The following is an 11,708-nucleotide window of genomic DNA, read 5'->3' as shown; positions in this document are numbered from 1 at the left end:
GCCGTGCGGCCGGCCTGCGGACAACATGCGGCGCCCCCAGACCGCGCTCGGGGTGAAGCGTGTAAGAGGGCGTTCGATAGTAAAGTTCACCGACATGGGAGGCGGTGACGCCGCAAAACAGCAGGCGGTGCGATGCAGCTCCGGTACATAAGCGTCCCGGCGCTGATCGCCGAAGCGGGGGGCGATCCCTGGGCGATCAACCAGAGCCTGCAAGCCGGTAGCCCGTTTCAGATTTCGAATCTCGCCGAGGCTTTCCACCAGGCGGGCCGCTGCACCCAGGAAGCGAACGAGAGTTTCGAACAAGCCCGCAAACGCTTCGACGCCGCCTGGAACCACCAGAACGGCGACCATCCGATCAACGGCTCGGCCGAAGTGCAGCGCGTGATCAAAGCGCTGGGCGCCCAGTCCCTCCAGCTGCCCAAGATCGGCGCCGACTTGGAGAACATCGCGGCCGCCCTGGCCGAGGCGCAAAAGGCCGGGGCCGGCGAGATCGCCACGCTGGAAGGCGAGCTGCAGAAGCTCGACGACCTGATCGGGCAGGCGGTCGACATGGAAAAGGACAGCCACCTCAGCGCGGCCGACCGGCAGGCGCTCGACGCCCTCATCCACGCGTGCGAAGACGACGCCATCAGCGACACCGAGGCCGCGCTGGCGCAGCTGCAGGCGCTGCGCAACGGCTACTCGGCCACGTTGCAGAAGTCGCTGGGCAATCTGCGTGCCGACGGATACGACCCCGAGTCGCTGCGCCAAGTCGACGCCGACACGCAGATTCCGGCGCCGGACACCAACCCCGAGGACGTGCATCGCTGGTGGACGTCACTGACACCCGAGCAGCGGCAGCGCTTCATCGCCGAAAACCCGGACCAGATCGGCAATCTCAACGGCGTCCCGGTCCTGGCCCGAAGCGACGCCAACATCGCCGTGATGACCCGTGACCTCAACCGGGTGCGCGACATCGCCTCCCGCAGCGGCGTAACCGTCGACGACGTGCTGCACGACCCCGCCAAATACGGCCTCTCGCCGACCGACATCACCCGCTACCAGAACGCCAACGAGACCAAGCAAGGGCTCGACCACGACGCGGGCAACGATCCGCGGCACCCCAATCCGACCTACCTGTTCGCCTACGACCCGTTGGCGTTCGGCGGCAAGGGCCGCGCGGCGATCGCCATCGGCAACCCGGACACCGCGAAGAACACGGCGGTGATCGTGCCGGGCACCAGCAGCAGCGTGAAGGGCGGATGGCTGCACGACGGTCACAACGACGCCATCAACCTCTTCGCTCAAGCCAACGCGGCCGACCCCACCAACCCGACGGCCGTGATCGCCTGGATGGGGTACGACGCCCCCAACGACTTCTCCGACGTGCAGCGCATCTCCACACCCGAACTCGCACGGACCGGCAGCGCGGCGCTGGCGCAGGACGTCAACGGACTGTGGGCGACACATCTCGGCGGCGGACAACACGTCACGGTGCTGGGCCACTCCTACGGTTCGACGACCGTGGCCGACGCCTTCGCCATGCACGGCATGCACGCCAATGACGCTGTGCTGCTCGGCTGTCCGGGCACCGACGCCGCCAAAAGCGCCGCCGATTTCCACCTGGACGGCGGTCATGTGTTCGTCGGGGACGCCTCCACTGACCCGGTCGGAATGCTCGGCCAGCTGAATGGCTTGAGCAAGCACTTCTTCGGCGACGACATCGTCGGGCAGGTGATGGGCAGCGACCCCGGCCTGGGCGCCGATCCCGCCGTCGACGGCTTCGGATCGACGCGGTTCCGCGCCGAGGTGCCCGGCGCGAACGGCATTAACCCCCACGACCATTCGCACTACTACTATCCCGGAAGCGAGGCGCTGCACAGCATGGCCGACATCGTCTCGGGCCACGGAGACGCGTTGGAAGCCGACGGCCTGACGGCCGGACATCGTCACCAGATAGGCGGCGTCCAAATCAGGATTCCCGGGCTCCCCCCGGTCACCGTCGGACCACATACCCCGGCGGTCGTCGACCCGGAGTGGAACCGCCCGCCGGGTTCTGTCACCGACAATCACTTCTTCGATGGCCAGCACCACCATTGAGCGCCGGCGCAAGCGGTCGCGGCAGGCAGCGCTTGCCGCGCTGGCGGCCGTCGTCACGCTGTTGATAGGAGGATGCGGTTCCATGTCGCCCAAACAACATTCCCCCGGTTCCTCTCATCCGGTGGATGATTCCGCGCATCCCCTGACCGACGACCAGGCCATGGCTCAGGTTGTCGATCCGGCGAAACAGATTGCGGCCGTGGCGAATTTGCGGGGACTCAGCGGGGGTTTCTCGTTCGCCTCCTGCAACGACCAGGGAGATCCGCCCTACATGGGCACCGTCACCATGAGTTTCCTGTTGCAGGGCGACCCCGACGCGTACTTCCAGCAGGTGCACGCCGCGATGGTGGCTCATGGCTGGAACGACGGCGCCCCTCCCGGACAGCATTACTTCGGCACCACGCTGAACAAGGATGGGGTGACGGCGAATATGAGCTACTCCCCCTCCGACCACAGTTACGGGCAGATCATGCTGTACGGACAATGCCGCAACACCACCGATCACCACCACGACGGCAAGACGAACACCACGGACATCACCAGCCAGCTGAACGCCCGCTGACGTGATCCAGGGAAATCATTCGACCCCGCAATGACTTTCGTCAGAAGGGTAGAGTCGCGGGCATGAATTTGGTCGAGTGGCTGAAAAGCCCGCATCACCTGCGCACGCGTTTGATGATGGAGCGACAACCGATCCGGAACATCGAGATAGAGACCGTGTTCCTCGAACTCTCCCACCGCGACGCGCGACTACGGTTCCCGGTGATGTTCATGCTGCTGCCGAGGCGTTTTGGCTCGTCGCCCGACGGCAGCACTCGCCCAGACCAGAAGAAGTTACCGCGGAACCCCGATTAGCTCTGCGTGGCTTTGCTGACGTACTGCGGGCAGTACGACTGCGTTGCCGCGCCGATGAAGTAACCCGAATTGTTGTCAGATAACTGCAGCGCACTCTTTACGTCGGCCAATGTCTGTGCCAGCGTCGCGCCATTGGTCCAGTCCTGGCAAACGCCATGTCCGGCATTGACGACCGTCTGATTCGACAGGTTGGGGAATGTGATTCCCTGCTGTCCGAGCGCCTGCAGGAAAACGTCATCCGTCGCGTCCGCATTCGCCAAGGGAGCGGCGATGACAGCCATGCTCGCCAAACCCACGGCGACTGGGCCGGTCAAGCGTGCGATGTTCTTCATGGTGGCTCCTCAGGGTGGGATCAACTTCTAGCCGTCGGTATTTGTGTACGCGCCGATCGGTTAATGGTTCGGCCACTCGATACTTTTACACACGCGCCGGTTCGGCGCTCGGCAATCGGCAAACTTCGTGTCCGGTGACGACCGCGCGAAACTCCGCCATAATTAACGGAAACGGCATTTATGCCGAGTTATCGCCCGACCGCAGCAACGGGTGCCGAAACACGCGACGACGCCCGCCGCGCCCCGAGGCCCACCCCCGAGCGGGTCGCGGAAACGCCGGCCCAGCGGGGTGGGGCGCCGGCGCGCGTTCGGGCATGCTTGCCGTATGCACCTCGTCAACGGCGTCCGCGACCCCGCGGCAAGTTTTCCCCTCGACACCGTCACCGATGATGCGGCCGAGCGTCGGCAGGCCAACCGGGCCGTCGCCGTCAGCGCGATCGGACTGGCGCTGACCGGGCTCGTCGAATTGGCGATCGCGCTGCTGTCCGGCTCGGTGGCGTTGCTCGGGGACGCGTTGCACAATCTGTCGGACGTCTCCACCAGCGCGCTGGTGTTCGTCGGGTTCCGGGCGTCACGCAAAGTTCCCACCGAGCGCTATCCCTATGGCTACGAGCGCGCCGAAGATCTCGCCGGAATCGGTGTCGCACTGGTGATCTGGGGCAGCGCCGCCGTGGCCGCCTTCGAAAGCGTCAACAAGCTGCTCCGGCACGGCGGCACCGGATACGTGGGCTGGGGCATCGCGGCGGCGCTGGTGGGAATCGTCGGCAACCAGCTGGTGGCCCGCTATAAGTGGTTGGTGGGCAAGCGGATTCGTTCGGCGACCATGGTGGCCGACGCCAAACACTCCTGGCTGGACGCGTTGTCGTCCGCGGGGGCGATGCTCGGGCTGATCGGCGTGGCGCTCGGCTGGGGATGGGCCGACGCGGTGGCCGGGATCGTCGTCACGGGGTTCATCTGCCACGTCGGCTGGGAGGTGACCTCGGAGATCGCTCACCGCCTGCTCGACGGCGTCGACCCCGAAATCATCACCACCGCCGAGGCCGTCGCCGCCACGGTGCCGGGCGTCACGCACGCCCACGCCCGGGCCCGATGGACCGGGCGGACGTTGCGGGTGGAAGTGGAAGGCTTTCTCGACCCGGACACCCCGTTGGCGGCCGCCGATCGAATCGGGCGCCTCGTCGCCGCCGCGCTCGCGCCGCGGATCCCCGAGATGCACAACTTCACATGGACGGCGCGAGCCGCGTAGCGCGCACCCACGCGCTCCAGGCGGTCAGTTGCCGGGGGCACCGTCCGGCTTCGGGCCGCGGTCCTCGCCGGTGACGTACTTCGGGCAGTAGTGGGCCGCCGCGAGGTACGTGAACTTGGCCGCGCTGGCCCCCTGGAATGCGGGGTTCTGGTTGCGCAGCTGGGTCACGATCTCCGCGGTGGACTGGCCGTCGTCGAGCAGGTCGCACACCGACTTGCCGATCGTGACGGCGTTGCCGCCGTCCTGGTAGGTGAGGCCGGCGTCGCGCAGGTCGGTCAGAAAGTCCTGATCGTTGTTCACATCGGCGTACGTGGGCGCCGCCAGGCCGATCGCGGCGGCCACGCCGGCCAGAACCAGTAGAAATCGCATAACGCAGCGATTCTCGCAGACCTGCCGGCGAATGGCACCTCGCCGGGGAAACGGCGGGTGAACTCTGGCGGCCGGTTAGGCCGCCGGCGCGCGAGAGGGTCGCAGCGCCGGGCGGTGCAGCGTCAACGACTCGGGCAGCGCGCCGACCTGCCGGCGCTCCGCGCGCTCCCAGATGTCGCCGTCCAGGACGCCGGGCAGGCCGGCCTCGCTGGCGATGAACACCGGCGCCTCGCCTTGCGCGAACTGCCGGTGGTAATCCTTGAGGGCCGCGAACGCCCACTTGCCCAGCAGGCAGATGGTGAGCAGGTTCGCGATGGCCATCACCGCCATGGTCAAGTCGGCGAGCGCCCACACCAGGGTCAGCTTGGCCAGCGCCCCGAAGATGATGGACGCCAGGGTGACCGCCTTCAGAACGTTGGCCGCCAACCGCCGTCCGCCCAGGTAGAACAGATTGGCCTCGGCGACCACGTAGTTGCTCAGCACCGATGCGAACGCGAATACGAACACCACCGAGGTCATCAAGACCGTGGTCCACGACCCGAGATCCGCGGCGATCGCGGATTCGGTCAGGCTGGCCCCGGCGAGCGAGCCCAGGCGAGAGGGATTGTAGGTTTCCGGACCGGACAGCAGCACGATGAACGCCGTCGCCGTGCAGATCACCATCGTGTCGACGAACACCGCGAGCGACTGAATCAGGCCCTGCTCCACCGGATGTGCCACGGTCGCGGCGCCGGCGATGTTGGGCGAACTGCCCATCCCCGCCTCGCAGGCGAACAGGCCCCGCTTGACGCCGGTGAACATCGCGGCGAGCGCTCCGCCCGCGAAACCGCCTGCCATTTGGCGGATTCCGAACGCACCGCCGATGATCTCCCTGATCACCGTCGGCAGCTCGGTGATGTTGACGGCCACGATCCCCAGCGCGAGCAACGTGTACACCAGCGCCACCACCGGAAGGACCGATCCGGCGAATTGGGCGACGCGCCGCACGCCACCGAAAAGCACGGGCGCCGCCAGCACCGCCAAAACGACTGTGGTCCAACCGACCCCGATGCCGTGCGACGACTGCAACACCCCGCTGATCGCGTTCGTCTCCACCATGTTGAACGCTGTGGAGAACGTGACCACCAGCAGCATGGCGAAGATGACGCCGCCCGCGCGTGACCGCAGGCCCCGTTGTATGTAGAACGCGGGACCGCCGCGGAAGGCTCCGTCGTCCGAGCGGACCTTGAAGATCTGGGCCAGGGTGGCCTCGATCACCGCGGTGGCCATGCCGACCGCGGCCACCACCCACATCCAGAAGACGGCGCCGGGCCCCCCGACCGTCAGGGCGATTGCGACGCCGGCGATGTTCCCGGTACCCACGCGCGACGCGAGGCCCACGCAGAACGCCTGGAACGACGAGATCCCACCGTCCTGGCGATGGGCCCTACGAAGCTGGCGAAGCATGCGCCCGAAGTAGCGGACCTGAATGAATCGGGTGCGCACGGTGAAATAGATGCCGCCGCCGATCAGCAAATAGATCAGGACATGCGTATTGAGGATGTTGCTAAGGGGCTCGACCAACTGCTGCTGAAGGAAGTCCAAGCCCATGCTTCCTTTCGGCTACGACCACTGTCCGTCGCCGAAATGGTATGGGCGAATTGTTGATTACAGGTTTCGTTAACCTGCCGTCAATGGTCGGCCGTGTAACAACCGCATCACATTCGTCGTAACGGCCCACCGCCGCCACCGCTAGGAGGCGGCGTCGGGCTTCGAGAGCGCTTGGGGGCAATACGAGTTGGCGGCGATTGCCGCAAACCGGGTGGCGTCGTCCCCCTGCAGCCCACGATTGAGCATTTGGAGCATCCGGACGACGTCGGTCAGGTTCGAGCCCTCGCTGACCAGCTTGCACACCGACTTGCCGGAGGTGATCGCCTGCTCGGGGTCCGAATAGGTCAGGCCGGCCGCGTGAACGGTCGCCAGGAAGGTGTCGTCACTGCCGTCGGCGTGCGCCGGGCCGGCCAGACCGATCGCGGCCGCAAGGCCGAGCGACATCAGAAATAGCCTCACGGCTCACTGATCGTTCCAGAGCTGCGGCCGCCCCGCATCTCGTGGCGCGAATCGGCCGGTTACGAGCTGGCGGTCGTGGTCGTCGGGCTGGACGACGAGAGCGCGTCCGGGCAGTAGGCGTTGGCCGCTATCGCGGTGAACTTTGCGGCCTTGTCGGCGCTCAATGCGCTGTCGCCCTTTTGCACCGCCGTCGCGATGTCAGCGATCGCGGTGCCGCCACTGGCCGCCGAGCACACGTAGTGGGCCGCCTGTATGGCCTGTCCCGGGTCCGTATAGGTGAATCCGGCCGCATCCAGCGATGCGAGAAACGCACCGTCGGTGTCGTCGGCGTATGCCGGCGCGGCCAGGCCGATCATGACAGCAACGCTGGAAATTGTCAGAACAAGCTTCATAAATTTGAAATCGTTCCAGACCTGCGCGGAGTACGCGGATGACGAAACAATAATTAACAATCGTCAACCCCGGGTTGACATCTCCAAGCGCGTCAACCTATCGTTGACGGCATGGCCGACCCGACCCGCATCGCCTACCCCGTCCGGCTCGACGAGCTGATCAATGCCATCAAATCGGTGCACACCGACGCGCTCGATCAGCTGGCCGACGCGGTGCTGGCGGCCGAGCACCTGGGCGAGGTCGCCGACCACCTGATCGGGCACTTCGTGGATCAAGCCCGGCGGTCCGGGGCGTCGTGGACCGACATCGGCAAGAGCATGGGCGTCACCAAACAAGCGGCCCAGAAGCGGTTCGTGCCGCGCGCCGAGGCCGCCACCCTGGATCCCGAACAGGGCTTCGGCCGCTTTACGCCGCGGGCGCGCGGCGCGGTGGTGGCGGCCCAGAACGCCGCGCACGAGGCCGCCAACGACGAGATCACGCCCGGCCACCTGTTGCTCGGCGTGCTCAGCGATCCGGCCGCGCTGGCCACGGTGTTGCTGCGCCTGCAGCAGGTCGACACCGAGTCGCTGCGCGCGGCCGTCGAGCTGCCCCCGGCCGGGGGCGCAACCCCCGACCTCATCCCGTTCAGCGGCCCCGCGCGCAAAGCCCTGGAGCTGACCTTCCGGGAGGCACTTCGGCTGGGGCACAACTACATTGGGACCGAGCATCTGCTGTTGGCGCTGCTCGAGCTGGAGGACGCCTCCTCCGACGAAGGACCGCTGCGCCGGTGCGGCGTCGACAAGGGCCGTGTCGAGGCGGATCTGATCAAGGCTCTGGAGTCGCTCGGCGGCGGCACGGGCGCCCGCGCCGAGGGCTGATCCGGGGTGGTCGACCCCTCCCCGACGCATCACCGCATGTGCGATCATTCGAAGGTTCCCTTCCCGGGTTGCCTAGGAGGCGAAGACATGGCGAAGACGCACCGCTGGCTGGTCGTCCTGTCCGCGTTCGTCGTCGCCGCGGCGAGCGTCACCGCGAACGCCGCGCTCCCCGCCCCCCGCGCCTGGGCCGGTGACGCCCCCATCGGCCACATCGGCGACACGCTGCGGGTGGACACCGGCACCTACGTCGCGGACGTGACCGTCACCGGCGTGGCGCCCTGCGACCCGCCGCCGGGCTTCGGCTACACGCGCGAGGGCACCTTCCGGGGTTTCCCGGGCAGCTCGGTCGAGCGGGCCGACGTCGTCGTTCGCGCGGTCCGGGTGCCCAACCCGTTCGTCATGGCGACCACCTTCAGCTTCGACGGCGTGACCCAGTTCGCCGACGCCTACAAGCCGCGCGCCTCCGACGCCCCCGATGCGCTGGACAACGTGCTCACCAACGCGCCGAACGGGGCGATCGTGCGGGGCGAAGTGTATTGGGACGCCTACCGTGATCCCGTCTCCACCGTGGTCCTGCTGGACAAGAAGACGGGCTACCACCTCGCGCAGTGGAATCTCTGACCCGCGCCGTACGCGTCGTCACGACGGATTCCGTTGACGTTCAACAGCTTGCCGACGTCGCCGCGCGTACCTTCCCGCTGGCGTGTCCGGCCTCGATGGCAGCCGAGAACGTCGCCGCGTTCGTCGACGCCAACCTGACGGCCGCCCGCTTCGCCGAATACCTGGCCGATCCGCAGCGCGCGATCCTGACCGCCACACAGCACGACCGAATCGTCGGTTACGCCATGCTGATTCGCGACGGCGACACCGCCGAGCTGTCCAAGATGTATGTCACGCCGGAGCACCACGGCACCGGGGTCGCGACCGCACTGATGGACCTGGCGCTGACCACCGCCGGCGAGTGGAAAGTGGGGCGCGTGTGGCTCGGCGTCAACCAGGCCAACGAACGCGCGCAACGCTTCTACGCCAAGAGCGGCTTCCAGGTCAGCGGCACCCGGACCTTCCAGGTCGGCGCCGGACGCGAGGACGACTTCGTCATGACCCGCCCGCTTCGTTGACCGTCAGCGCCAGGAGCCGAGACATGGCCCGCAGGTACTTCTTTCGGTAGCCGCCCGCCAGCATCTCGGCGCTGAAGATGGTGTCCAGCTTCTCGCCCGAGGCGACCACCGGAATGCCGGCGTCATACAGCCGGTCGGTCAACGCCACCAGTCGCAGGGCGACGTTCTGGTCGTCGATGCCATGCACACCGGTCAGGCACACGGTGGTCACCCCCTCGATGAGGGTCAGATATCGCGACGGGTGCATGGTGGCCAGGTGCGCGCACAACGCGTCGAAATCGTCGAGCGTCGCCCCGTCGACCCGCGCGGCGCGCGCGGCCACCTCTTCGTCCGAGAGGGGTTGCGGCGCCGGCGGCAGGCCGCGGTGCCGGTAGTCGGGCCCCTCGATCCGCACGGTGGTGAAAATGCTTGCCAGCGTGTTGATTTCGCGGAGGAAGTCCTGGGCGGCGAACCGGCCCTCGCCCAGTTGCTCGGGCAGGGTGTTGGAGGTCGCGGCCACCGACACCCCCCGCTCCACGAGCGACGAGAGCAGCCTGGATATCAGCGTGGTGTTGCCCGGGTCGTCGAGCTCGAACTCGTCGATGCACACCGCCGTGTAGCCGGCCAGCAGGTCGACGCATTCGCGGAATCCGAACACGCCGGCCAGCTGGGTCAACTCCCCAAACGTCGCGAACGCCTTGGGAGTTGACGATTCCGGGCCGTCACCGGGCAACGCGTAGTACGCCGACGCCAGCAGGTGGGTCTTGCCCACGCCGAACCCGCCGTCCAGATACAGGCCCACCCCGGGCAGCACCGCTCGCCGGCCCAACAACTTTCGCCGGCCCGCTCGTCGCTCCACCGCCTGACGACAGAACTGCCGGCACGCCACGACGGCGGCGGCCTGCGTCGGCTCGGCCGCGTCGGGCTGATACGTCGCGAAGCTCACGTCGGCGAACGTTGGGGGCGGCCGCAATTGAGCGATCAGTCGCTCCGGCGACACACTCGGATGCCGATCCACCAGGTGCGCCACTCCCCCGGAAGTGGACCCGTGCATCCCAGAACTCTAGCGGCGTGCTGCAATCAACCCCATGGCCCTGCCCGAGACGCCGCTGTCGCTGCTCGGATCGGTGCGCGAACTCGGCGACGCCGAACTCCCCCGCCTCTACGGCTACCCGGAACGCGACGGGACGTGGGTGCGGGCCAACTTCATCGCGAGTGTGGACGGCGGCGCCACCTCCGGCGGCAGCAGCGGGACGATGGGGGGTCCCGGCGACCGATTCGTGTTCAACCTGCTGCGGGAGCTCGCCGACGTCATCGTCGTCGGCGCGGGCACCGTCCGGGTCGAGGGCTATTCGGGGGCGCAGCTGAGCGTCGCCCAGCGCCAGCAGCGCCAGGCCCGCGGGCAGAGCGAGATCCCGCAACTGGCGATCGTCACCAAGTCGGGCCGGCTGGACCGCGACATGGGGGTGTTCACCCGGACCGAGGTGCCGCCACTGGTGCTCACCTGCGCGGCGGCGGCGGCCCCGGCGCGCCGGATGCTCACCGACCTGTGCGAGGTGATCGACTGCTCCGGCGACGACCCCGGCGAGGTCGACGAGGCCGTGATGCTGGGGGCCCTCGCCGCCCGCGGGATGCGCCGCATCCTGACGGAGGGCGGGCCGATGCTGCTCGATTCGCTGATCCAGCGCGACATGCTCGACGAGCTCTGCCTGACCATCGCGCCCTACCTCGTCGGCGGGCTGGCCCGCCGCATCGCGACGGGGCCCAGCCAGCTGCTCACGCGGATGCGCTGCGCCCACGTTCTGACCGACGACGCCGGTTACCTGTACACCCGCTACGTCAAGGCCTAGCTTTGCGGCGACCCGTCCCCCAGCTTCGCGGGGGTTCCCCCAGCGCCCGGCTTCGCCGCGCTTGCGATCGCCGCTAGCTACTGTGGTCGACATGAGTCGGCAGATCACGCTCGCCACGGTCTTGCTTGCGGTGACCGCAGTGGTCGCCGGCTGCGTCCCGGGCCTGGCCGCCGACCCGCGATTCGCGACCAACTCCGGGGCCCGGCCCCAAGGCGCGACCACCGCCAAGCCACCGCGCAGCGGCCCGCCGCCCATCGCGGCGCCCAAGAACGACCTGCCCTGGCACGACTGCACGTCGCGGGTGTTCGGCGACGCCGCGGTCCCGCCCGCCGCCGGGGTCCAGCTGGACTGCGCGAACTACGACGCGGACCTGGACCCGAACGGCGGCGGGACCGGCACCGTGAGCGTCGGCGTGGTGCGCGCCCGCTCCAGCCAGACCGGCAGCTGCGCCGACGACGGCAGGTCCGAGCCGGTGGTGAAGACCAGCGGGCCCGCGTCGCGGGGGGTCTGGCTGGAGCGGGCGCGCACCACGCCGACGCTCACGGTGCCGGTCCCGCCGCCGTTCGGGTCGAGGTCCGCGT

Annotated in this window: 14 protein-coding genes and 2 pseudogenes; 9 read left to right on the top strand and 7 right to left on the bottom strand. The window is 68.0% G+C overall.

Features of this window, described 5'->3' with window-relative positions; genetic code table 11:
- Positions 1-132: 132 nt before the first annotated feature.
- The 3 genes from A9X05_RS22915 (at position 133) to A9X05_RS22905 (ending at position 2,934) form a co-directional block, all read left to right on the top strand.
- The gene (locus tag A9X05_RS22915; RefSeq protein ID WP_067784217.1) at positions 133-2,079 is read left to right on the top strand and encodes an alpha/beta hydrolase; all 1,947 of its coding nucleotides are present in this window, start codon (positions 133-135) and stop codon (positions 2,077-2,079) included.
- Entirely contained in the window at positions 2,060-2,641 is a 582-nt protein-coding gene (locus A9X05_RS22910; protein ID WP_067751516.1) for a hypothetical protein, read from the top strand. Before A9X05_RS22915 ends, A9X05_RS22910 begins: the two co-directional genes overlap by 20 nt.
- A 62-nt stretch (positions 2,642-2,703) precedes the next feature.
- Positions 2,704-2,934, top strand: a complete 231-nt coding sequence (locus A9X05_RS22905; protein ID WP_067751513.1) for a hypothetical protein — start codon at positions 2,704-2,706, stop codon at positions 2,932-2,934.
- On the opposite strand, the gene A9X05_RS22900 is transcribed toward A9X05_RS22905, so the two are convergent.
- Positions 2,931-3,266 (bottom strand): DUF732 domain-containing protein, encoded by a 336-nt coding sequence (locus tag A9X05_RS22900; RefSeq protein ID WP_067751509.1) that lies wholly within the window; start codon positions 3,264-3,266, stop codon positions 2,931-2,933. The two genes, A9X05_RS22905 and A9X05_RS22900, sit on opposite strands and share 4 nt — an antisense overlap.
- 325 nt (positions 3,267-3,591) lie before the next feature.
- On the opposite strand from A9X05_RS22900, the gene A9X05_RS22895 reads away from it, so the two are divergent.
- Positions 3,592-4,512 carry a cation diffusion facilitator family transporter gene (locus A9X05_RS22895; protein WP_067784214.1) on the top strand — a complete coding sequence of 307 codons (921 nt, stop codon included), beginning with the start codon at positions 3,592-3,594 and terminating at the stop codon, positions 4,510-4,512.
- Between the two features lie 24 nt (positions 4,513-4,536).
- On the opposite strand, the gene A9X05_RS22890 is transcribed toward A9X05_RS22895, so the two are convergent.
- From A9X05_RS22890 to A9X05_RS22875, 4 genes are all read right to left on the bottom strand, one after another.
- Positions 4,537-4,881 carry a DUF732 domain-containing protein gene (locus tag A9X05_RS22890; RefSeq protein ID WP_067784212.1) on the bottom strand — a complete coding sequence of 115 codons (345 nt, stop codon included), beginning with the start codon at positions 4,879-4,881 and terminating at the stop codon, positions 4,537-4,539.
- Positions 4,882-4,956: 75 nt separating this feature from the next.
- The gene (locus A9X05_RS22885) at positions 4,957-6,471 is read right to left on the bottom strand and encodes a sodium:alanine symporter family protein (protein ID WP_231978455.1); all 1,515 of its coding nucleotides are present in this window, start codon (positions 6,469-6,471) and stop codon (positions 4,957-4,959) included.
- Positions 6,472-6,612: 141 nt separating this feature from the next.
- A complete protein-coding gene (locus A9X05_RS22880) occupies positions 6,613-6,915 on the bottom strand; it encodes a DUF732 domain-containing protein (RefSeq protein ID WP_082950111.1) in 303 nt (100 codons plus the stop codon).
- Between the two features lie 74 nt (positions 6,916-6,989).
- On the bottom strand, positions 6,990-7,286 hold the full coding sequence (locus A9X05_RS22875; protein ID WP_231969355.1) for a DUF732 domain-containing protein: 297 nt from the start codon (positions 7,284-7,286) through the stop codon (positions 6,990-6,992).
- A gap of 147 nt (positions 7,287-7,433) precedes the next feature.
- On the opposite strand from A9X05_RS22875, the gene A9X05_RS22870 reads away from it, so the two are divergent.
- The 3 genes from A9X05_RS22870 to A9X05_RS22860 all read left to right on the top strand — a co-directional run bounded on the left by A9X05_RS22870 (position 7,434) and on the right by A9X05_RS22860 (position 9,298).
- Positions 7,434-8,180: a Clp protease N-terminal domain-containing protein gene (locus tag A9X05_RS22870; protein WP_067784210.1), complete on the top strand. Its 747-nt coding sequence runs from the start codon at positions 7,434-7,436 to the stop codon at positions 8,178-8,180.
- A gap of 87 nt (positions 8,181-8,267) precedes the next feature.
- Positions 8,268-8,801 carry a hypothetical protein gene (locus A9X05_RS22865; RefSeq protein ID WP_067784208.1) on the top strand — a complete coding sequence of 178 codons (534 nt, stop codon included), beginning with the start codon at positions 8,268-8,270 and terminating at the stop codon, positions 8,799-8,801.
- Positions 8,789-9,298, top strand: a complete 510-nt coding sequence (locus tag A9X05_RS22860) for an N-acetyltransferase (RefSeq protein WP_067757895.1) — start codon at positions 8,789-8,791, stop codon at positions 9,296-9,298. Before A9X05_RS22865 ends, A9X05_RS22860 begins: the two co-directional genes overlap by 13 nt.
- Here the strand turns inward: A9X05_RS22860 and zapE are convergent.
- Positions 9,276-10,331, bottom strand: a complete 1,056-nt coding sequence (zapE, locus tag A9X05_RS22855) for a cell division protein ZapE (RefSeq protein ID WP_067784206.1) — start codon at positions 10,329-10,331, stop codon at positions 9,276-9,278. The genes A9X05_RS22860 and zapE overlap by 23 nt on opposite strands.
- A 34-nt stretch (positions 10,332-10,365) precedes the next feature.
- Between zapE and A9X05_RS22850 the strand changes: the two genes are divergently transcribed.
- Positions 10,366-11,127, top strand: a complete 762-nt coding sequence (locus A9X05_RS22850; RefSeq protein WP_067757889.1) for a pyrimidine reductase family protein — start codon at positions 10,366-10,368, stop codon at positions 11,125-11,127.
- A gap of 91 nt (positions 11,128-11,218) precedes the next feature.
- Positions 11,219-11,566, top strand: a pseudogene (locus A9X05_RS22845) (alpha/beta hydrolase); the annotation flags it as partial.
- Here A9X05_RS22845 and A9X05_RS32370 read toward each other — a convergent pair.
- Positions 11,557-11,708, bottom strand: a pseudogene (locus tag A9X05_RS32370) (hypothetical protein); the annotation flags it as partial. The pseudogenes A9X05_RS22845 and A9X05_RS32370 sit on opposite strands and share 10 nt — an antisense overlap.

The organism is Mycobacterium sp. E3298, from assembly GCF_001666895.1.
GTDB lineage: Bacteria > Actinomycetota > Actinomycetes > Mycobacteriales > Mycobacteriaceae > Mycobacterium.
The sequence above is the reverse complement of the archived record's forward strand: the minus strand, read 5'-3'. Positions and strand labels throughout refer to the sequence as shown.

Excerpts from the sequence above, each read along its gene's own strand:
- A9X05_RS22915 (WP_067784217.1), top strand. The coding sequence starts at position 133 with ATGCAGCTCCGGTACATAAGCGTCCCGGCGCTGATCGCCGAAGCGGGG.
- A9X05_RS22910 (WP_067751516.1), top strand. The coding sequence starts at position 2,060 with ATGGCCAGCACCACCATTGAGCGCCGGCGCAAGCGGTCGCGGCAGGCA.
- A9X05_RS22905 (WP_067751513.1), top strand. The coding sequence starts at position 2,704 with ATGAATTTGGTCGAGTGGCTGAAAAGCCCGCATCACCTGCGCACGCGT.
- A9X05_RS22900 (WP_067751509.1), bottom strand. The coding sequence starts at position 3,266 with ATGAAGAACATCGCACGCTTGACCGGCCCAGTCGCCGTGGGTTTGGCG.
- A9X05_RS22895 (WP_067784214.1), top strand. The coding sequence starts at position 3,592 with ATGCACCTCGTCAACGGCGTCCGCGACCCCGCGGCAAGTTTTCCCCTC.
- A9X05_RS22890 (WP_067784212.1), bottom strand. The coding sequence starts at position 4,881 with ATGCGATTTCTACTGGTTCTGGCCGGCGTGGCCGCCGCGATCGGCCTG.
- A9X05_RS22885 (WP_231978455.1), bottom strand. The coding sequence starts at position 6,471 with ATGGGCTTGGACTTCCTTCAGCAGCAGTTGGTCGAGCCCCTTAGCAAC.
- A9X05_RS22880 (WP_082950111.1), bottom strand. The coding sequence starts at position 6,915 with ATGTCGCTCGGCCTTGCGGCCGCGATCGGTCTGGCCGGCCCGGCGCAC.
- A9X05_RS22875 (WP_231969355.1), bottom strand. The coding sequence starts at position 7,286 with ATGATCGGCCTGGCCGCGCCGGCATACGCCGACGACACCGACGGTGCG.
- A9X05_RS22870 (WP_067784210.1), top strand. The coding sequence starts at position 7,434 with ATGGCCGACCCGACCCGCATCGCCTACCCCGTCCGGCTCGACGAGCTG.
- A9X05_RS22865 (WP_067784208.1), top strand. The coding sequence starts at position 8,268 with ATGGCGAAGACGCACCGCTGGCTGGTCGTCCTGTCCGCGTTCGTCGTC.
- zapE (WP_067784206.1), bottom strand. The coding sequence starts at position 10,331 with ATGCACGGGTCCACTTCCGGGGGAGTGGCGCACCTGGTGGATCGGCAT.
- A9X05_RS22850 (WP_067757889.1), top strand. The coding sequence starts at position 10,366 with ATGGCCCTGCCCGAGACGCCGCTGTCGCTGCTCGGATCGGTGCGCGAA.